Here is a 20,625-nt window from a genome sequence, read left to right as displayed (position 1 = left end):
CAAAATAACTTTGGAGGAAATCCAATTACAGGCAACTGATTTTTTAAAGAAGAAGCCCCTAACAACATGAATTTCATGCTGTTAGGGGCTTCTTTCATTATGCTTCTACTGTTTCTCTTGAATATCTTTTCTTATATAATAGTGCAAAATATCCGAACGTAATTACCAGACACGCAACCATGAATCCAATCAGAATTCCATTGTTCATCCAAAGTGCCGCAAAATCACCAGTAGAGATAGCCCCTTTAAACGCCTGGACAGAATACGTCATCGGCAAGAATGTATTGAAGAATTGCAGTGGTGCTGGGATCAATTCAAGCGGGAATGTCCCTGCACTTGTCGTTAACTGCAAAATGAGGATGATAATCGCAACGAATCGTCCTGTATCTCCCAAGATAGACACGCATAGTTGGACAATCGCAATGAATGTATAACTCGTGATAATTGCCGTTAGAACGAACAACGGTGTGTTGATGATTTCCATTCCAAGTACGAATTTCACAACCCCTACCGCGATCAGTGCCTGCAACAAACCTACGACGGCGAGTACAGATACTTTACTCGTAAACCATCTGAATGCGCCCATTGGTTTCATCGCCGGCTCGACAAGCGGGAAGACGATAGACAACAATAAGGCTCCAATAAATAATCCCATCGACAAGAAGTATGGTGCAAATCCTGTACCATAGTTCGGTACAAGGTTAATCCCTTCTTTCTCGACATTCACAGGTGCACCTACCATGCCATATGTTTTGTCTGTCGGGTTCACTTCACTTGCGGCTTCATTTGTTTCCGCTAGTTTTTCTTGAAGCGTCAATGTTCCTTCATCCAACTCCACCAGTCCATCAGCTAGTGTGACAAAGCCTTCAGCGAGTTCTTGTGATTTTGATGCGAGTGTATCAGTTCCCTCTTTCAGCGTACCTGTTCCTTCTGTCAATGAAGTAAGACCAGTTGTCAAATCTGATGAACCTTGCTGCGCAGCTGTTACACCTTCTGCTAATTGCGTAATCCCTGCCGCAAGGTCTCCGTTTCCTGCTGCAAGAGCATTCGCTCCTTCAAGAAGTTGGGCAGAAGAACCATTCAATTTACCAAGTCCCGCCAGCGCTTCACTATGTGCGCCAGCAAGTTGACCGGCAGCGCCGTTTAGAGTAGTAGTACCTTCCGTTAACGATGAAGTCCCAGTAGATAACTCCTGCATACCACCTGATAGTTGAGCACTCCCTTGTTTCAATTGACCAAGTGCTTCTCCAATGGCTTTTTGTTGCTCAGTAGGAAGTCCTTCCAAAACAGGGTCTAGCTGCTTTGATAACCCTTCAATTCCAGTCGCTACATTAGCCGCTACTCCCGTTAGTTGACCCGCAGCCCCATTGAGTTGCTGTGATTTTTCATTCAACGTTCCTACTGCTGTATTGAATTCCTGTTCCTTCTGACCAATTTGTCCGTAACTTGCTGTCAGTTGGCCTACGCCAGCTGTATAGTTTGTGAGACCTTCTTTCAATCCACTAGCACCAGCTAAGGCTTTTTGCGCCCCTGCCAACAACTCTTGTGATCCTTGCGATAAAGTGCCAAGCCCTTTATTCAACTCATCCGCACCTGTAGCTGCATCGCCCGCTCCTTTTGCGATTTTATCGGACCCGTCTGCCAGTGTAATGGTGTTACCGGCCAATGTTTCAAGATAACCTTTTAATTCGTCGGCACCGCCTGCTAATTTTGTAGCACCGTCATGCAATTCACCTGCACCATCTGCTGCTTCGCCAAAGCCATCACCCAATTCCACAATGGAATCGAATAACTTTCCCGCATATGTTGAAGCAACTTTTTCGTTCACTTCTGCGCGAATCCGGTCCATTGCTGTCTCACCAATTTGTCCAGATAAGAAGTTGAATCCCTCGTTTGGTTTATAAATAATTGTCAACTTTTCCGGTTCATCATCCAGTAGCGTTGTTGCATGCTCCGAAAAGTTTTCCGGTATTTCAATGACTACGTAATACTCCTGATTCTTGAGCCCTTTTTCCGCTTCTGCTTTCTTGACTCTTTGGAAATCAAACTGCTTACTATCTATTAATTTATCGGTCAGCTCCTGACCCAAGGCCAGCTGCTCACCATCCATTTCCGCCCCTTCGTCTAAATCCACAATCGCAACGGGCAAATCATCCATATTGGCATAAGGATTCCAAAACGCCCACAAAAACATTCCCGCATACAAGACAGGGATGAACAAGATGGCAATCATCGGCACAAGCATTTTCCGTGAGCGTAGTAGTTGTTTCCACTCCGCCCGAGTCATTGATTTCTTCATTATACTCACCTCTCCAGAACTAGTTGACCACTTTCCTCAAACAGTCATTTTAAAATAAAAAAATAAGTCTCAGACTAAGAGACTTTTGAAAATTGTCCCACTCAGCAACGCAACAATGCGCTGTTCTTCAAGCTCTGCATCATGGGTTTTTCCCCAGTCAGCAACAAGTGCCATATACGCTTTAAATAACAGATAAGCGACAAGCTCACTGTCACAAGGCTTCAGCTCACCCTTGGCAACCGCTTTTTCAATCTTGGTTTTTATATAAGAAACGATTTCTTTTTCTATCGTTTCTAACACTTCAATGACTGCCGGCGTCCGAAGTTCTTTCTCTTCATCGACAAGCATGGCGTACAATTGGTGTGTTTCACGGAATTTGAGCATGCGCATTAGCCTGGCGTGGGCATTTTGCTCAAAAGGTGCACCTTCGACAGAAACTGAATCTGCCTCTGCTCGCATCTCATGAATCATTTTCACAACAATCGCATTGAATAGCTCTTCTTTGTTGGCAAAAAACGTGTAGATGGTTCCTTTTCCAACGTTCGCAATTTTGGCCACTTGATCCATCGTCGTCGCCTTGTAGCCGAAAAGCGAAAATGACTTTGCCGCTGCTTCCAATATCTCTTGTCTGCGATCCATTTCTCCACCTCACTTTGAAGGGATTAGAAAATTGACTGTAATACACTTTTAGTCATACAGTCATTATATTACTCCGCGTGGTGGAATTATGCAAGTTTATTATTTGATAGTCAGCATCCTACTTTACTGTTCTGTCACGATACACAATCAGCGTCAATGCATTTAATACGATCGTAACGATAAGAAGAATTGCAGCAACTTTCACCAGAGCACCCGTTGTATCCATAAGGGCACTCCAGTCTTCAATCGTGACTAGGTGGTGGTTATAACAAATTTGAAAATACAGCGAAATTGCACAGGCACTGACACTCATAACAGAAAATGCGGCCCAATTCTTATGCCCACCTTGTTTATATCGCATGAGACTCACAACTGGCAGTATCCACGCAATTAGTCCAAGCACGAGACTACCAACATTCAGCCAACCCATCATATTTGTTCCCCCTTACGTTTTTCACTAAACAGTCTTACTACTGAAACGTTTGAATGAGATATAGGTTTCATTAATTGGAAATGACCTTGCAATACTGTCTAGAAAAAAAGTTATCGATCAATTCAACAGCGTCATCGATATTTCGAGACCTTCGACTCATCAAAAATACCTGGAAAAGGATTCCTCCTTCTCCAGGCATCGCATATTACTCCATTTCACTCATCCACTTATCATAACAAGACGCCAGCTGTTCTTTCAAACTAGCCACTTCCATCGTTAGCGATTCATACTTCTCCCAATCCGTTTCACATTCCATATCTGTTTCTAATGAAATAACGGCAAGTTCCAACTTCGCAATTTCTTCTTCCATATTAACAGCCTTCACTTCTTTTTGGGGTTTCGACACTACAACAGGTTCCACGACTTCAACTACCCTCCGACTTTGAAGCTCCTGCCATTTGTCACGTGCCCAGTTATACGGTCCGTCAAACGTCGTAATGGCACCGTTCTCCAGCCATGCTGTGCGTGTGAATAATTTATTCAAAAAGTAACGGTCATGGGAAACGGCAATGATTGTGCCCGTGAAATCCTCCAACGCTTCTTCGAGGACCTCGCGTGATTCTATATCCAGATGGTTTGTCGGTTCATCCAACACGAGGCAATTGATATCTTGGTGCATCAGCTGCGCCAAACGAAGTCGCATCCGTTCCCCACCACTTAAATCCCCAATGCGCTTGAACACATCTGGTCCATAAAACATGAATTTCGCTAGTAGATGACGCGATTCACCTTCCTCTACTTGGACGTCCGCCCGAAAAACATCAATCAGACGGGCTTTGGGATCGGCAATTTCAAAATGCTGCGACAGAAAGCCTACTTTCACATTGCTCCCCAATTTGCTAAGTCCACTATCCACCGGTAACTCGCCTAATAAAATTTTCAAGATTGTTGATTTCCCGCTACCATTGCGACCAACAATGGCAGTCCGATCCTTCCAGTACACATGAAAGTCAGCCTCCTTCAATAGTGGCTGTTGCCCGAAAGATTTCGTAATCCCCTCCATAACAACAACTTCCTTGCCACTGCGTGGAGCAGCTTCAAACGACAACGCCATTTTCTTCGGATCAATGAGCGGTTTTCGCACCTTCTCCATCCGTTCCAACGCCCGCTCCATATTGCGCGCTCGGCGGTGCAATGCTGCATTCGGTGGATTCGCCTCATTCGCCCACAGCCGAAGTCGCTTAATGGCTTCTCTCATTTTCTTAATCTTCTTTTGCTGCTCTTCATAATCTTGAAATTCTCGCATCAGACGCTGTTCTTTTTCCTGGATAAAAGAAGAATAATTCCCGTAATAAAGATGGAGCTCTCCCTCTTCCAAATCCGCAACCTTCGTCACGACACAATCTAAAAAGTAACGGTCATGCGAAACGATAACGATTGTTCCTGGATAGTCTGTTAAATAACCCTCCAACCATTCCACCGCAAATAAATCCAAGTGATTCGTCGGTTCATCCAAGAGTAGTAGATCAGGCTTCGTCAATAACAGCTTACCGAGCATAATTTTTGTTTGTTCGCCACCACTTAATTGTGAGAAAGAACGTCCGACAAATGCTTGTAATTGCAAGCCGTTGATCACCTTGTCGATTTCTGAATCGATAGCATAACCATCTCGACGGGCAAACTCTTCCTGCAAATCTCCGTACACATGAAGTAGCTTATCCATTTCCTCATTTCTAGTGTCAGCAAGCTCGACTTCTAGCAGTGCCATTTTCGCCTGCATAGCCTTTAACTCTTCAAAAGCACTATTCAGTACATCGAGGCCTGTCGTTTCTTTATCAAATGAAGGGATTTGTGCTAAATAGCCAATTTTTGTTCCCTTTTTAAAATGCAATGCGCCGCTATCTGGTCGCTCCGCCCCCGCAATAAGCTTAAATAAAGTCGTTTTCCCGCTACCATTGCGTCCAACAACACCTAATTTATCTCCTGTTTTTATGTCCAATGAAAGATTTTCAAATATCGTATTACCACCAAGCATCTTGCTTATTTGTTGAATTGTACAGATCATATTTTCCGCTTCCCTTCGTTCTGTTATCACAGCTGGAAGCATTAAAAAAAGACCGCGTTTAAGCGATCTCCCCCTTAAAATCTTTGTAAGGAATAAGTGCTAAACAGCTGTGTGATTACTGAAATTGGCTAAAAAGGACAGACGTATCCCGTTAGGCGTAATTTCATGCGTAATCGCACATGAAGTAGCTAAATATTCCAACAAAATTTCACGTGCATACACAGTATCCAACATTATTCCTCACCTCCGTTTCACTACTAGTAAGAATAGTTTAACATGTTTCCAAATTAATTCACACTATTTTCTTGCAGTGTTGATTAAAAAAACATTGGTCCGCGGTTTGATATAATCAAAAAAGAGTGCCGAATCGTAATGCTTCAGCACTCTTTTCAACTCCTACGCCAATTGCTGCTCAGCAAATTCACGATACAAAGCATGTGATTGTGTCAATTCCTGATGTGTTCCACTACCTGTCACTTGCCCGTTCTCGATGAAAATAATTTTATCCGCATCGACAATTGTTGATAGCCTGTGGGCAATGACAAATGTCGTACGCCCTTCCATTAAGCGTGTCAGCGCATCTTGGACAACGCCCTCTGATTGGCTGTCGAGACTGGCGGTTGCTTCGTCCATCATTAATATTTTAGGATCCCGTAAAAAGGCTCGTGCAATGGCAATACGTTGCCTTTGTCCTCCTGAAAGCTTCACACCGCGCTCGCCAACCTCTGTATCCAAACCCATCGTAAAGCCTTTAATAAATTCATCCGCATAGGCCATCTCAGTGACTTCCCACAGCCGTTCATCCGAAATACTTGCGCCATCTTCTAAACCGTAGCATAAGTTTTCACGAATCGTTCCGGCCATCATGGCACTTTCTTGTGAAACATAACCGATTTGACTACGCCATGACGTCATCGACAACTCTTTGATGGGCGTGTCACCAATGCGGATTTCACCAGCTGTTGGTTCATAGAAACGTTCCAACAACCCGAACATCGTTGTTTTTCCTCCGCCACTTGGTCCAGCAAAAGCAATCATTTCACCAGGCTGAGCTTCGAAGGACACATTGCCGATGACCGGCTCATCTTCCTCATAAGCAAATGATACATTCACAACTTGAACGGGTTTGCCCGCAATATCCATTGCCAAACCATCCTGCCCTTCTTCCAATGGCAGTTCTAAAATGTCAATAATACGCTCTGTTGCACCTTTTGCTTTTTGCAGCTGTGTGAAGAACATCGCAAAGGATGTAATTGGGAAAATAATTTGGAATAGGTAGAGCAGGAAGGCAACAAGTTCACCTGTTGACATCGTGCCGCTCGCCACACGCATACCCCCATAGCCGATAATCATGACAATCACGACCATGACAACTAAATACATAAAAGGAGCAATCAACGCAGTAATACGTGCTTCCTTCAAACCAAACTTGAATAATTTCTCAATGCCAGCTTTACCACTCACCTCTTCATTTAATTCAGCATTAGAGGCCTTCATTAAACGAATCTCACCAAGGGTTTGTTGAATATGACCTGTAAATACAGCAGTTTCATCCTGTAACCCACGAGAAATTTTCGCCATTCTAGTCCCCAGTGGAATCATAATAGCAACTGTAATCGGCACTGAGATTAACATGATCAGCGTCATCTTCCAGTCCATAACAAGTAAAATAATCACTGCACCAATAATCGAGATGATACCCGTAATGAATTGCGGAAAATGTTGCGTAATCAGTTCTTTCACAATTCCCGTATCATTGACAACACGGCTAACCGTTTCGCCGCTCGATTCTTTATCGAAATGACTAACAGGCAAACGAATGAGCTTGGTCCACATTTTTTCACGTAACCTTGCCACTACTTTTTGCCCTACATAACTGAGTAAATAAATAGATACCCCATCTATCACTGCTTGGAGAATAAACGCTATCCCAATCGCAATCATAATCGGGACACTTAGTGAAGCTACTGAAAAACCATCTACTAGATTTTTCGTTAACAACGGTACGACCAAACCTGCAAGTGTCGTCAGCACACCTGCTGTTAAACCGACAGCTAAAGCAAGCTTTGGAATGCCTGTGGATAAAATAAGAGAGAAAAACGGCTTTAAGCTGACTTGTTTTTTGTCCATTGTGCACAACTCCGATCTATTGAATCTTTTTTAGTGAGTAGGCAAGTATACATTAAGAACCTCTCACCTATCAACCTAGATGTCTATACTACTTGTATGATAGCATGCGTGTTATTCATAGACGACAAAAAGGCAGAAAGGACTGTGAAACACATATCCTCTCCGCCATTTATTTACTTCCCTATGGAAACATTTAATGTACTCAATTGTTCAATTGCCTTTTGTAATTCCCCGACCTTTTGCACAAGTGCTAACCGCACAAATCGAGCACCTTCCGTACCAAAGATACTTCCCGGAACCATGACAACACCACATTGTTCGATAGCTTTGAAAACAAATTCTTTATCGTCCAAATCAAACGGATATTTTGCCCAGACAAACATGCCCCCGTTTGAAGGTGTCACTGACCAGCCAATTTCAGCTAACCCATTCATTAACACCTTATGACGCCGTGAAAACTCCTTACGCAAACGATCCGTAATTTCCTCGGCATTGTCCAACGCAGTTGCCGCTGCCTCTTGAATCGGTCCAAATATCCCATAATCCAAATTCGATTTCAGCTGCTTAATAATACTAATCATCTCTGCATTACCAACAATATAAGCGATGCGAGCACCTGCTAGACTAAAACTTTTCGATAATGAATTAATTTCCATGCCGACTTCCATTGCCCCTGGTGTCGATAGGAAACTACTTGGCGAGTCGCCCTCAAAATAATATTCCGAATAAGCGGCATCATGGAGGACAGGTACGTTGTACTTCTTAGCAAATGCAACGACTTTATCGAAAAACGTTGCATCAGGTAAAGCCGGAACAGGATTACCCGGCAAATTCAAAATGAGTAATTTCGCTTTTCGCGCAACGTCTTCTGGTACATCATCTAAATTTGGTAAAAATCTGTTTTCCGCACGCAATGGCATGTAATAAGGCACAGCGCCTGCGAGCTTAATACCTGCATCATATGCGACATAAGCCGGATTTGTTGTCAATACGATATCCCCTTCATTGCAAAGGGCGAAAGGTAAATGAACAAGTCCCTCTTGCGATCCCATTGTTTGAATGATTTCTGTGTCCGGGTTAAGTGTAACACCTGAGCGCCGTTCGTAATAATTTGCCACAGCTTCATTAAAACGTTTTGTGCCACTCAGTGTATAGCCATATGTAGTCGCCAAAGCGCTCCGTTCTGATAAAACACTTCTCACCTTTTCATCTGGAGGAAGATCTGGACTTCCGAGGCTTAAATCAACCACTTCAGCGCCTGTCGATTTTTTTGCTTCGGCAGCTACTTTTAAATCTCCAAAAATAGCTGGTTCAAAGATAGACATTTTTAACGAAGGTTCAATCTTCAATGGAAAGCACTCCTTGTGTGTGGGAAATTGTTTTATGGAATAGTTTATCACACATCAATTGATTAATGTAAAAAAGTATAAGGCATCCAGAATGATTCCATTGAAGCCGCCTTTGTTCCCTTAGGAAGAACTATTGCCCGTCATATACACTTCTTCATACGGTTGAATGATAACAAAACCTTCACCTTTAAACTCCATTTGAATGGATTCCCCGCTACCACGACCAATGAATGTTCTAAAACTAACGTCTGTGCGGAATTCCGGCGTTAAGTGACCAGACCAAGCTACAGTTGCATTGGGATCCGTAATGACAGACTCTCCCGGACGGACGAGTAGCGTTAATGGCTCAAAATGGGTGGTGATAGCAACCTTCCCTTTGCCCTGTAATGTCACGTTAAACAATCCACCGGACATCATCCCTGCCACTTTACGCATCAGTTTAATATCCCAGTCAATACTTGGCTCGAATGCCAGAAGGTCATTGCCATTGACTGTAATTGACTCATTATTCAAGTCGAAAATTGTGATCTTTTTACCTTGATCCGCCAAGTAGAGACGCCCATTTCCCGTTGCCTTCATCAATGAAGTTCCCTCACCCGTGAGTGCTTTCTTGAACATCATGCCCACGCCATGCTCCAGCATTCTTTCCCGTTCGAATTTAATTTGACCCGTATAGGAAATCATTGAACCCGTCTTCGCCCACACCTGGTCCGTTAAATTGACCTCCAAAATACGAGGTGTTTCTAAATCGAAATTCTCTCTTACTTGCTCAACCTGCTTCGTTTTTTTAACGAATTCACTAATCGTATACTTACCCACTTAAATCGCCCCTTTCAGTTATCCGCGCTGACTATACATACGTGGGAATATGAAGAAAGATTCAATTGAAATTCTTCAAAAGAGTTATCAGCGCTCATATCTATCACTTTTCAGCGCATCTTGATCTTTGACGCATCCTTTCATCAAGAAAAAATCCCGAAGAGACTTCCCCTCAGGATTTCACTATCACTCAAACGGCCATTCCGGCAACATATTGTTCAACTTCTTATCCTCCCGATAGCCAAGCACATATTCCGCCTGCATAATCGTATGGATTTCACGCGTTCCTTCGTAAATGACAGGCGCCTTCGAATTGCGTAGGAACCGAGCAACTGGGTATTCATCCGAATAACCATAAGCTCCATGAATTTGGAAGGCATCATCCGCTGCTTTATTGGCGAAATCACAAGCCTGCCACTTTGCCAACGACGTTTCACGCGTATTGCGCAGTCCTTTGTTTTTCATGTCACCTGCTCGATAAACAAGTAGGCGGCTCATTTGATAACCAGCCTCCATATTAGCAATCATTTGCTGAACAAGCTGATGCTTACCAATCGACTTACCAAAGGTTTCGCGTGCATGACAATATTTCACACTTTCTTCAAGACAGCCCATGATCAACCCCACCGCTCCCGCTGCCACCGTGAAGCGCCCATTATCAAGTGCCGCCATCGCAATTTTGAAGCCTTCCCCTTCTGCCCCTAACAAATTAGCAGCTGGCACACGCATATCCTCGAAAAACAGCTCGCCCGTGTTGCCTGCCCGAATACCGTACTTCCCTTTAATCGCTTTCGATGAAAAGCCCGGCGTTGTTCGCTCAACGATGAATGCACTAATACCATGATGTTTCTTTGCTTTATCCGTGTAAGCAAAAACAAGGAAATGATCCGCCACATCACAAAGGGAAATCCATGTCTTCTGGCCATTCAACACATAGTCATCTCCGTCGCGCACAGCAGTCGTCGCCATCGCCGCAACATCCGACCCCGCACCCGGCTCCGTTAATCCAAAGGCACCAATTTTCTTACCCTCCGCCTGCGGAATTAAGTATTTCTGTTTCTGCGCCTCCGTCCCCCACTGCATCAGCGTCATCGAATTCAATCCGATATGCACAGATACTGCGGTTCGAAACGCCGTATCCCCACGCTCTAATTCCTCACATAAAATGGCCAGCGAATTATAATCCATGCCGCTACCGCCGTATTGTTCAGGTACACAAACACCCATGAAACCAAGATCCGCAAGCTTTTTCCAAATGGCAGGATCAAACCCACCATCCGCATCCCATCCCTGAATATGCGGCATAATTTCTTCATCCACAAACTGACGTGCCGTTTTCCTCAGCATAATCTGTTCTTCCGTGAATCCGAAATCCATTACGCTAGCCCTCCCTCAAGCGGAAACATTATTCGTCTCCACTGTTTCTACAATAATGACACCACGCTTTTTCATTTCCTCCATATATAATGCACCCGGCACAATATTTTCTGGTGGATGAACCCCGCGCTTGGTAATCGTCCCGTTTCCAATCATCTGTGCAACAACAGAAATGGTATTCGCTGTCGCTCGAGCCATCGCTGTTTCATTGACCGTTGTATCTTTTTCCGTAACCAAATCGTATTCATATGTCACAGGGGAGCCATTCTTATCACCACTAACAATTACGCGTAGTAGCACGGCATCCGATTTATCGCCAAGTCTAAGTTGCGGCGACAACAGCTCCCTCATAACATCTCTTACCTTTACTTTATTCCCCGCAACAACGACCTCGCTATCACGTGCTAATAAACCGAGATCAACGAGCAATTGAAACTTTTCTGCATGGCCTTTATAGCGAATCGTTTTATATTCAAGCGTAGTCACATCCGGGAATGACTTCGTCAATGTCGACGTGCCACCTGATGTGTGGAATGCCTCCAATTCCCCGTATTTTTCAAAATATATCGGTTCAACTTCGGATAATGAAGGGACTTCCAACAGCTGACCACCGCGAATGACATGAGAAGAATCTGTATAATGATCAAACACGCCCTCCAATGAAAACACAACATTATAATTAAGCGGAGGCTCTGGATTCACCGGAATACCACCCACATATAATTTAATGGAATCTACTTTGTCCAGCTTCTCTGCACCATAGCCCGTCAATATATTAATCATTCCTGGTGCTACCCCGAGATCAGGAATAATCGTGACACCTTTCGCAGCCGCCTGTTCTGCGAGCCCAAGAACCGCATCCGTTGCACCACCGATATGACCGCCAAGATCAATGGAGTGGACACCTATCTCCACCGCTAGCCTTGCCACTTTTTCATTGAATGTATAGAACAGTGCATTGATAACGACATCGCCAAGTGCCATGACATCGCGTAATTGCACATCATTTGTCGCATCCAACAGAAGAATATCAAGTTTGTCGGACATCAGCTCTTCCGCAAAATTCTCTGCTTGACGTACATTCAAGTCGGCCAAATAGACTCTCTCCACATCGTCACTTTTCACTAGATCACGTGCCGCCTCTTTCCCCATCAAACCTGCACCAAGTATAACGACTTTCACGCACTCATCCCCCTACCTAGAATATTATTCCGTGTCAATCTGCGCCCGTTGCAATTTCCCACTGTAATCTACATAGATACTCTTCCACTCTGTAAAAACGTCAAGTGCAGCTACGCCCGAATCCCGGTGACCATTTCCCGTCCCTTTTGTTCCGCCGAACGGTAGATGAATTTCAGCCCCCGTCGTTCCGGCATTGATATAGACAATTCCCGTATCCAAATCACGCTGTGCTCGGAACACCTGATTGACATCTCGCGAGAAAATCGAGCTTGAAAGTCCATATTTCACACTGTTATTCACTTCAATCGCTTCATCTAAACTACTGATTTCAATCAACGACACAACTGGTCCAAAAATTTCTTCCTGTGCTAGCCTGCTATCCCATTTCACATCTGTAAATAACGTCGGTTCATAATAATGCCCAGTTGCAAGATCCCCGTCTGTCAGTATATTACCCCCCGCCAGCAGTTTCGCACCTTCTTCTTGACCAATGCCTACATAGCTGTGAATTTTCTCAAGCGCCTGGTGATTAATAACTGGACCAATCTTCACCGACTCGTCTAATCCATCGCCAATCGACAAGCCTTGCATCGCAGCCACAAGCTTTTCCTCAAGTTCCTTCTTCACATCTTTATGCACAATAACACGGCTGCATGCCGTGCAACGCTGACCCGCTGTACCAAAAGCACTCCACAAAATCCCTTCCACCGCGAGATCGATATCCGCATCATCCATCACGATGACCGCATTCTTCCCGCCCATTTCAAGTGAGACCTTTTTCAAATGACGTCCACCCGTTTCAGCCACATGACGCCCCGTTTCCGTTGACCCCGTGAATGAAATGACACGCACGTCAGGATGTTCAATCATCGCAGTGCCCACCGTTGAGCCCGCACCAAATACAATATTCGCAACACCAGCAGGCAGCCCTGCTTGTTCAAAAATAAGTGCCATTTCATACGCCATCATCGGTGTTTCTGTCGCTGGTTTCCAGACAAATGTGTTGCCCGCAACAATTGCTGGGAATGACTTCCATGTCGCAATAGCTACTGGAAAATTCCACGGTGTGATCAGGCCAACAACCCCAATTGGCGCACGCACACTCATCGCAAATTTATCTTGCAGCTCGGACGGCACTGTTTCTCCAAACAAACGACGCCCTTCACCAGCCATATAAAGTGCCATATCAATACCTTCCTGCACTTCTCCCCGAGCCTCTTCAATGACCTTGCCCATTTCCTTCGTCAACACTTGCGCTAGATGCTCTTTCTTATCTTTCATTAAACGTCCGATTTCATATAAATAATCTGCGCGTTTCGGTGCTGGAACAAGTGCCCATTTCTTCTGCGCCTCTTTCGCTGCCTTCACTGCTCTATCCACATCTTCTGCTGTCGATAGCCTTACCTGTGCCAATTCCACGCCATTTGCCGGATTGGTAACAGCTATGTAATCTGCTCCCTCCGCACCTTGCCACGCGCCTCCGATATAGTTGTTCAGTTGCATGCCATCATTTCCCCTTTCTACTCTGCATCTAATTGAAAACGCTTACAAACCTACTTAACCATTTCGACATATCCCACGATATCCCTTTATTATTACGCCACAAAAAAGCTCCGCATCAGGATTAACATACCCATGCGGAGCTCACACTCATTTAGTACTTATGCTTTGATTTCCTGTGATTTATCTAACGACATCGAATTCTTCGGCGGTGTAACTCGCTTCACGAAGAACGTTAAAACTAAGGCAATAATTGCAACGATTGTTGATATAAAGAACGAGAAGTTAATGCCATCCAGCATTGCTTGCGTTTCAATCTGTTCCTTTAATAGCGCAAGCCCTTCAGCAGTCGTTGGAGCATTTCCAGATGCTTGAGCTTCAGCAAATAGTCCAGCCCCTGTTGACTCCATCCGCTTCGTCATAATTGTTAACAAAACTGCAGATCCGATAGCACCGGACACTTGTTGCAATGTATTATTCATAGCCGTTCCATGTGGATTTGAAATCATCGGCAGCTGATTCAATCCGTTTGTCATAATCGGCATCATAACCATAGAAATCCCGAACATGCGGACTGTGTAGATCATCATAAGATAGTAATAACCCGATTCCATACCTAGTTTACTTAAATAGTATGTTGAAACAGTTGTAATGGTAAGACCAATAATCGCCAAACCTTTCGGACCATATTTATCAAATAAGCGGCCCGTAATCGGTGACATTAGCCCCATAACAATCGCACCTGGCAACATGAGAATGCCTGAGTGGAATGGTGAAATACCACGTATCGTCTGAACATAAAGTGGTGTCAGAATCATTCCTGAAAACATCGCAATTGATAAAACAATTGAAATCGCTGATGATAAAGCAAACATTGGATGTTTGTAAATCTTGAAATCCAACATTGGATCATCCATCCACAGCTGACGCCCAATAAAGGTTACAAGTGCGATTACACCAATAATAATTGTTCCATAAACAATCGGCGCATCCCATCCTTTATCACCCGCTGAACTGAATCCGTAAAGGAGACCACCAAAACCAACACTCGACAAAACAAGTGAAAAGACATCTAATTTCACGTTACGATTCGGTGTAATATTACGCAATTTAAAGAATGCGTAAAGGAGTGTCAAAATCGCAAACGGTAAAACAATACCGAAAAGTGTACGCCATGTGTAATGTTCAATAACCCAGCCCGATAACGTTGGACCAATCGCTGGTGCCGTAAACATGACAAGACCAAAAATCCCCATCGCAGTTCCTCTTCGTTCAATCGGAAATGCCGTTAGCATAACGTTCATAAGCAGTGGCATCATCATCGCAGATCCTACAGCTTGAATCATTCGAGCAGCCACCAACACCCCAAATGACGGTGCAAGCATGGCAAGTAGTGTTCCTAATGTGAACGACGCCATAGCTGTTATAAATACTCCACGATTTGTAAACTTCTGTATGAAGAACGCGCTGGCCGGTATTAAAATACCGTTGATCAGCATATAGCCCGTCGTCAACCATTGGACGACAGATGGTTTGACATCGAACTCAACCATAATTGTCGGTAGTGCAATGTTCAACAATGTGTTATTCAATAAAGCGACGAATGCCCCTATAAACAAAATCGCTATCATGCCATAAGGCGGTTTCTCGTGCATTTTTTTAATATCCATCTTTCTTCCCCCATTTATTACTTCACGTATAGAATTTGTACTCTCGGTACACCCTGTTGAACAGTTTATACCGTCAGTCCAAAATTAGCAACCTTAGTAATCGCTTTCATTCAAAAAAACTTTTATTCATTGATATAATCATCTTTGTACGCTAGGATATAGGTATACTAGCGGTACAAATTCAGTGTACTGACCATAGGAACTCACTGGGTATGATACCCATTCTTAAGAAAAAGGTGATTTTATGAATAATCGTAAACGCCAGGTTTTAGTCGTTGCTCGCCGACTTTTTGCAGAAAAAGGATTTACAGCGACATCTGTACAGGATATTTTAGATGCTTCCCAAATTTCCAAAGGGACTTTTTATAATTATTTCACATCAAAAAATGAATGCCTCATGGCGATGTTAGAATATGCTCACGAAGAAGCTACCATTAAAAGAAGAGAGCTGTTAATTGGGCAAGACATTCGAGATAAAAATATCTTGGCTGAGCAAATTGTTGTTCGTATGCACGTCAATCGTGCGCATAATCTGCTACCAATTTACGAATCCGTTTTCAACTCGGGCGACCAAGTCTTGAAATCCTTCATCGTTAAGCATCATTTCATGGAGATTTCCTGGTTGACCGAAAGATTGGTGGATGTCTATGGGGAAGAGGCGCAAACGTATGCACCTGACTGTGCAGTTATTCTCATGGGCATGATGCAACATCTCATTCATTTTTGGAATGCCAGTTCAACAGAGAAAATCGATATCCAGCGGCTCGCACAATTTACAACAAGACGTATTGACGCCATTATTAGTGATATGATGGAAAAAAGTGACACATTACTCGGGGCAGGTTTGTTCGATAATTTACAGTCTACAGATGAAACAAAGTTGGATGAAAAAACTATGCTAATCACGCAATTGACTCGATTTCTTGAACAGTTTAAAAACGATTCCATGCCAAGTGACGTTCAGTATACACAATTTTTATTGGATGAAATTCGTTCAGCACAACCTCGCGTATTCATTTTAGAAACGGTCACTCGTTCTTTCCATGAGACATTCAGCGATACAAACTTTGAATCGGATGCGCGTGAAATCGTTACATACTTATGGAAATTCATTGATACGTTAAAAAAAGATGAGTGACATCGAAACTTTTCTCATCCTCAAACGTATGGTTAATTATCAATTAAAATGATAGGGGAGGAATCAGGTTATATGAACAATCACGAAATTGATTACAAGCTATACGGTGATGACATGCAGTTCGTAGAAATCGAGCTCGATCCGCAAGAAACAGTAGTAGCAGAAGCGGGCTCCCTCATGATGATGGTAGACGGCATCAAGATGGAAACCATTTTCGGAGATGGTTCTAAATCATCTGGCGCCGGCGGACTCATGGGCAAACTGATGGGTGCTGGAAAACGAGTATTAACAGGAGAAAGTTTATTCATGACGACATTCACCAATGACGGCGTCGGGAAAAAGCATGTCTATTTTGCATCGCCTTATCCCGGGAAAATTATCCCTATGGATTTGAGTCAATACAAAGGCAAAATCATCTGTCAAAAAGACGCTTTCCTTGCTGCGGCGAAGGGGGTTTCTGTCGGCATCGAATTTCAACGTAAACTTGGTGCTGGCTTTTTCGGTGGAGAAGGCTTCATCATGCAGAAACTCGAAGGCGATGGCATGGCATTTGTTCATGCCGGTGGGACCATTATTGAATACAAGCTCGACCCCGGTGAAATATTACGCGTCGATACAGGCTGTCTCGTTGCGATGACACAAGAAGTCAATTATGATATCGAAATGGTCAAAGGTGTAAAAACAGCATTATTCGGCGGTGAAGGACTCTTTTTTGCTACACTAAAAGGACCGGGAACCGTATGGGTTCAGTCATTGCCATTCTCTAGACTTGCTAGCCGTGTGTTTGCTGCTGCTCCACAAGGCGGCGGAAAATCAACTGGTGAAGGTAGTATCGCAGGCGGGTTATTCGACTTACTTGGTGGGAAATAAAAAAGAGACAGGGAGCCTTCTAATTTGTGATGTGCTCCCTGCTTTTTTGTAGTATCAAAAAGTTATCGATCAATTAGGTGGTGTTATCGCTTAATTGGATTGGGTTATCAATCATTTCAGCAGAGTTATCGATCATTTCAACAAAGTTATCGTCACTTTAGGACCTATGACTCACAAACAAATGAAACTTTCATCCAATGATTTAATTCACACCATTTACCAACAACCAAATGTATCTCGCTTCAGCTTCACTGCCTGGCTGAATTTCTTGATATCGCGGATAATCAATTGTTTTCGCCTTAAACGTTTTCAAGTTAATGACGTGACTATTTGCCTTTGCCGCCAACTTCAACATACCATCCGCTTCCGCTGATTCGCCCTTCGACGCTTCTAGTTCAAGCTTCCAATCTAAATACAAATACGTTGCATCATGCTGTGATCCTTTTTCATAGCGTACCATAATTTCTGCTGCCTCATTATAACGTCCCGCATGAATAAGTGACGCAACCGCTTCATATCTTGCCCCTTGATTATCATTCCAATTTAGTTTGATAAGATCCAAAAACACGCCCGCTGCCTCATGGTAATCACCTGCGCAAAATAAATGCGCACCATACGCAAATGCCGCACGCATAAATGGACGGTTCGGGATATTTTGCCACGGATTTTCTCCCGGCTCAAATATCTTACTCGCATGATGAATGGCTTTTTCATATAGCTCAGCTGCCACCGTAGCATCCTGCTCCACTTCAACTTGCAGCAACAATGCATCAGGATTGTTCGGTCCAATTTCCAGTGCGCTAGCCGCCAATTTCTGGCGCCCTTCTTCCGTTTCAGCCGCATAAGCCTCATACGCCAACAACTGTGCACGCCCTTCCGCAACACTTGGTTTTCGTTCAGGTTGCACAACACCCGCTGTCGTCATCGACGTTTCCCACAATGCTTTTTCTGATGGCTTTGGATCCGTCCCAATATCATATAATTGTGCTGCTATCGGCTCGTCCCCACTGTTCATCATCTCCGCATAAAGCCCCTCAAGCTCCTCAACATAAACCTTCATACCTTCAGTTGAAGCACCATATTTCTGCACAATCGTTTCCTCTTCTAAACCAGTACCGTGGACAATACCGATTGAAATACCTGTTTTAACTGTAGCCGCAAGAAAATCGGCTTCCACCGGCACGTCCTTATTCTCATTCATGAAGTATGCAACCGCTAACTTATGCATAATTTCGCGCGACTCCGTCGTTTGCTCCAAATCGCGTAAAGTAGCTTCCATCGCTTGTAATGCACTCAACTGCGATGGTGCCAACACTTCTTCCACGATTTCAGTCATCGACGCCATACTCCGTTTGATGAACAGCTCATAAATATCAAGCGCATGATCCACTATGAATTGTTCCTGCGTCTTATCTGCAACTGCTTCCCTTAATTCAACTAACGACGCCTTCGTCTGCTTACTCCACTTCGCCAAAAACATCATCGACGATATGGGCGCAATGGCATCTGCCACTTTCCGTGGATCACGCAGCACTGTACCAAATAATAACGTCCCGACATCCGCCGGCATTCCTTCGTTACGCGTCACATGATAGCTGTTATCGCCGAATAACTCCTGCACCTTCAACATGTCCGGCTCAACATCCGTAATCTCCGCCAATAACATAAACGGCTCATTCCATACTTGCAAAACCGCAGCGACTGACTCGCGCTTTGCCTGTTTCAACTGCTCACTTACATATGTACGCCAAACCTCTTTATTATGAATGAATAAATAAAACTCACTTGCCGCTTCTTCAATATGCTCTTCTTCCCAGCTATCTTTCAAGCGAATGACCCACTCCCGCATCAAACGCATCATTTCACTGCGATTATCACCTTTTGGGTAGTCAGCAAAATAATCGAGAAGCACTCTATCCAGCTCTTCATTGACCAGCATTTCAACGAGATCCGTCCCTTTTGAACCACAGCACTTCTTATATTTCTTTCCACTACCGCATGTACAAGGATCATTTCTTCCAATCATTTTATGTTCCTCCCTGTTTTAACTTATATTGTTGCTATATCTATACCTCTATCATAGCAGACTAGTCGCTTCATGTTGACTGATACATCGCTCATTTGAGTGACAGTCTTGCCTTTTTACGCTACTATTTATATGGAAACATTGGAAAGTAGTTTAGGGATAATGAAGGACAGGGGGCAGTCCATTGTTAAAGAAAATAAATCCAGCGTTGTGGTCTGGACGTACGGACCATTTAGACAACAGAGAGAGTTTTCGGTATCACCAAGTAGTAGATTTTTCTAACATAGCTTCTTCTCCCAAGACATGCGCTATTATCGGCTTTCAATGCGAGGAAGGCGTTCGTCGCAATAACGGGCGGCTTGGCGCAGCACAAGCACCTGATGCACTGCGAAGCGAGCTGGCGAAATTACCTTGGAGAGCGGTGGAGGGGCAACGACTTGTTGACATCGGCAATATTGAATGTCAGGACAGTCACCTCGAACAAGCCCAACAACATTTAGGCGACGTTGTGGCTGAACTGCTTACTAAAGAAATAACCCCTATCATTTTAGGAGGCGGTCATGAAACAGCTTATGGACATTACCTCGGCGTTCGGAAATTCATCGGCAAAGAAGCTTCACTCGGTATCATCAACATTGACGCCCATTTTGACTTACGCCCTTACGACGAACAATCATCATCGGGTACGATGTTTAAACAAATTTTAGATAACGGTGAGAATACTAGCTATTTTGTTGCCGGTATTCAGCGTTATGGGAATACACAAGAATTGTTCAATCGTGCAGACGAACTTGGTGTCGCCTATCTATACGAGGATGACATGGATTCTTTACCTGAAGAACTCGACCAATTCATCAGCCAGCATGACTTTATTTTTCTAACCTTATGCACAGATGTCCTAAACGCCGCCTTTGCGCCGGGCGTTAGTGCACCGTCCCCATTCGGTTTAGAGCCAGCTGTTGTCCGCTCCATCATCCAAAAAGTTACTTCACACGACAAAACACTATCTTTTGATATTTCGGAAGTAAACCCGACTTTGGATGAAAACAATCGTACCGTGAGGCTTGGCGCATACTTGGTGAACGAGGCGATTATGGGGTTTCTAAGGTAAAAAGCGGAAGACTTCCA

General features: G+C 43.9%; 16 protein-coding genes. 3 read left to right on the top strand and 13 right to left on the bottom strand.

Annotation, left to right across the window (positions count from 1 at the left end):
- Window positions 1-97: 97 nt before the first annotated feature.
- The 12 genes from MKZ10_RS04525 to MKZ10_RS04470 all read right to left on the bottom strand — a co-directional run bounded on the left by MKZ10_RS04525 (window position 98) and on the right by MKZ10_RS04470 (window position 15,463).
- Entirely contained in the window at window positions 98-2,299 is a 2,202-nt protein-coding gene (locus tag MKZ10_RS04525; protein WP_342508273.1) for a YhgE/Pip domain-containing protein, read from the bottom strand.
- A 69-nt stretch (window positions 2,300-2,368) separates the two neighbouring features.
- Window positions 2,369-2,938 carry a TetR/AcrR family transcriptional regulator gene (locus tag MKZ10_RS04520; RefSeq protein WP_342508271.1) on the bottom strand — a complete coding sequence of 190 codons (570 nt, stop codon included), beginning with the start codon at window positions 2,936-2,938 and terminating at the stop codon, window positions 2,369-2,371.
- Between the two features lie 118 nt (window positions 2,939-3,056).
- Complete coding sequence (locus tag MKZ10_RS04515; protein ID WP_342508269.1) at window positions 3,057-3,371, bottom strand: hypothetical protein; 315 nt, start codon at window positions 3,369-3,371, stop codon at window positions 3,057-3,059.
- Window positions 3,372-3,576: 205 nt separating this feature from the next.
- Window positions 3,577-5,436 carry an ABC-F type ribosomal protection protein gene (abc-f, locus tag MKZ10_RS04510; protein ID WP_342508267.1) on the bottom strand — a complete coding sequence of 620 codons (1,860 nt, stop codon included), beginning with the start codon at window positions 5,434-5,436 and terminating at the stop codon, window positions 3,577-3,579.
- Window positions 5,437-5,535: 99 nt separating this feature from the next.
- Window positions 5,536-5,670: an RAxF-45 family protein gene (locus MKZ10_RS04505; RefSeq protein WP_342508265.1), complete on the bottom strand. Its 135-nt coding sequence runs from the start codon at window positions 5,668-5,670 to the stop codon at window positions 5,536-5,538.
- A gap of 162 nt (window positions 5,671-5,832) precedes the next feature.
- Window positions 5,833-7,566, bottom strand: coding sequence for an ABC transporter ATP-binding protein (locus tag MKZ10_RS04500; protein ID WP_342508263.1), 1,734 nt, complete (start codon window positions 7,564-7,566; stop codon window positions 5,833-5,835).
- A 173-nt stretch (window positions 7,567-7,739) separates the two neighbouring features.
- A complete protein-coding gene (locus tag MKZ10_RS04495) occupies window positions 7,740-8,915 on the bottom strand; it encodes an aminotransferase class I/II-fold pyridoxal phosphate-dependent enzyme (RefSeq protein WP_342508261.1) in 1,176 nt (391 codons plus the stop codon).
- Between the two features lie 120 nt (window positions 8,916-9,035).
- A complete protein-coding gene (locus MKZ10_RS04490) occupies window positions 9,036-9,734 on the bottom strand; it encodes an AIM24 family protein (RefSeq protein ID WP_342508259.1) in 699 nt (232 codons plus the stop codon).
- A gap of 186 nt (window positions 9,735-9,920) precedes the next feature.
- A complete protein-coding gene (locus MKZ10_RS04485) occupies window positions 9,921-11,111 on the bottom strand; it encodes an acyl-CoA dehydrogenase family protein (RefSeq protein ID WP_342508258.1) in 1,191 nt (396 codons plus the stop codon).
- A gap of 15 nt (window positions 11,112-11,126) precedes the next feature.
- Window positions 11,127-12,293, bottom strand: coding sequence for a saccharopine dehydrogenase C-terminal domain-containing protein (locus MKZ10_RS04480; RefSeq protein ID WP_342508255.1), 1,167 nt, complete (start codon window positions 12,291-12,293; stop codon window positions 11,127-11,129).
- 24 nt (window positions 12,294-12,317) lie between these two features.
- Window positions 12,318-13,796 (bottom strand): aldehyde dehydrogenase family protein, encoded by a 1,479-nt coding sequence (locus MKZ10_RS04475; protein ID WP_342508253.1) that lies wholly within the window; start codon window positions 13,794-13,796, stop codon window positions 12,318-12,320.
- Between the two features lie 158 nt (window positions 13,797-13,954).
- Window positions 13,955-15,463 (bottom strand): DHA2 family efflux MFS transporter permease subunit, encoded by a 1,509-nt coding sequence (locus tag MKZ10_RS04470; RefSeq protein ID WP_342508252.1) that lies wholly within the window; start codon window positions 15,461-15,463, stop codon window positions 13,955-13,957.
- 244 nt (window positions 15,464-15,707) lie between these two features.
- On the opposite strand from MKZ10_RS04470, the gene MKZ10_RS04465 reads away from it, so the two are divergent.
- Both MKZ10_RS04465 and MKZ10_RS04460 read left to right on the top strand, forming a co-directional pair.
- A complete protein-coding gene (locus MKZ10_RS04465) occupies window positions 15,708-16,601 on the top strand; it encodes a TetR/AcrR family transcriptional regulator (protein ID WP_342508250.1) in 894 nt (297 codons plus the stop codon).
- Between the two features lie 72 nt (window positions 16,602-16,673).
- The gene (locus MKZ10_RS04460; RefSeq protein WP_342508248.1) at window positions 16,674-17,471 is read left to right on the top strand and encodes a TIGR00266 family protein; all 798 of its coding nucleotides are present in this window, start codon (window positions 16,674-16,676) and stop codon (window positions 17,469-17,471) included.
- Window positions 17,472-17,673: 202 nt separating this feature from the next.
- On the opposite strand, the gene MKZ10_RS04455 is transcribed toward MKZ10_RS04460, so the two are convergent.
- Window positions 17,674-19,497 carry an SEC-C metal-binding domain-containing protein gene (locus tag MKZ10_RS04455; RefSeq protein WP_342508247.1) on the bottom strand — a complete coding sequence of 608 codons (1,824 nt, stop codon included), beginning with the start codon at window positions 19,495-19,497 and terminating at the stop codon, window positions 17,674-17,676.
- A gap of 184 nt (window positions 19,498-19,681) precedes the next feature.
- Between MKZ10_RS04455 and hutG the strand changes: the two genes are divergently transcribed.
- On the top strand, window positions 19,682-20,608 hold the full coding sequence (hutG, locus tag MKZ10_RS04450; RefSeq protein WP_342508245.1) for a formimidoylglutamase: 927 nt from the start codon (window positions 19,682-19,684) through the stop codon (window positions 20,606-20,608).
- The last annotated feature ends 17 nt before the right edge of the window (window positions 20,609-20,625 follow it).

Source organism: Sporosarcina sp. FSL K6-2383 (assembly GCF_038618305.1).
Taxonomy (GTDB): Bacteria; Bacillota; Bacilli; order Bacillales_A; family Planococcaceae; genus Sporosarcina.
This window is presented reverse-complemented; position numbering and strand designations above follow the sequence as displayed.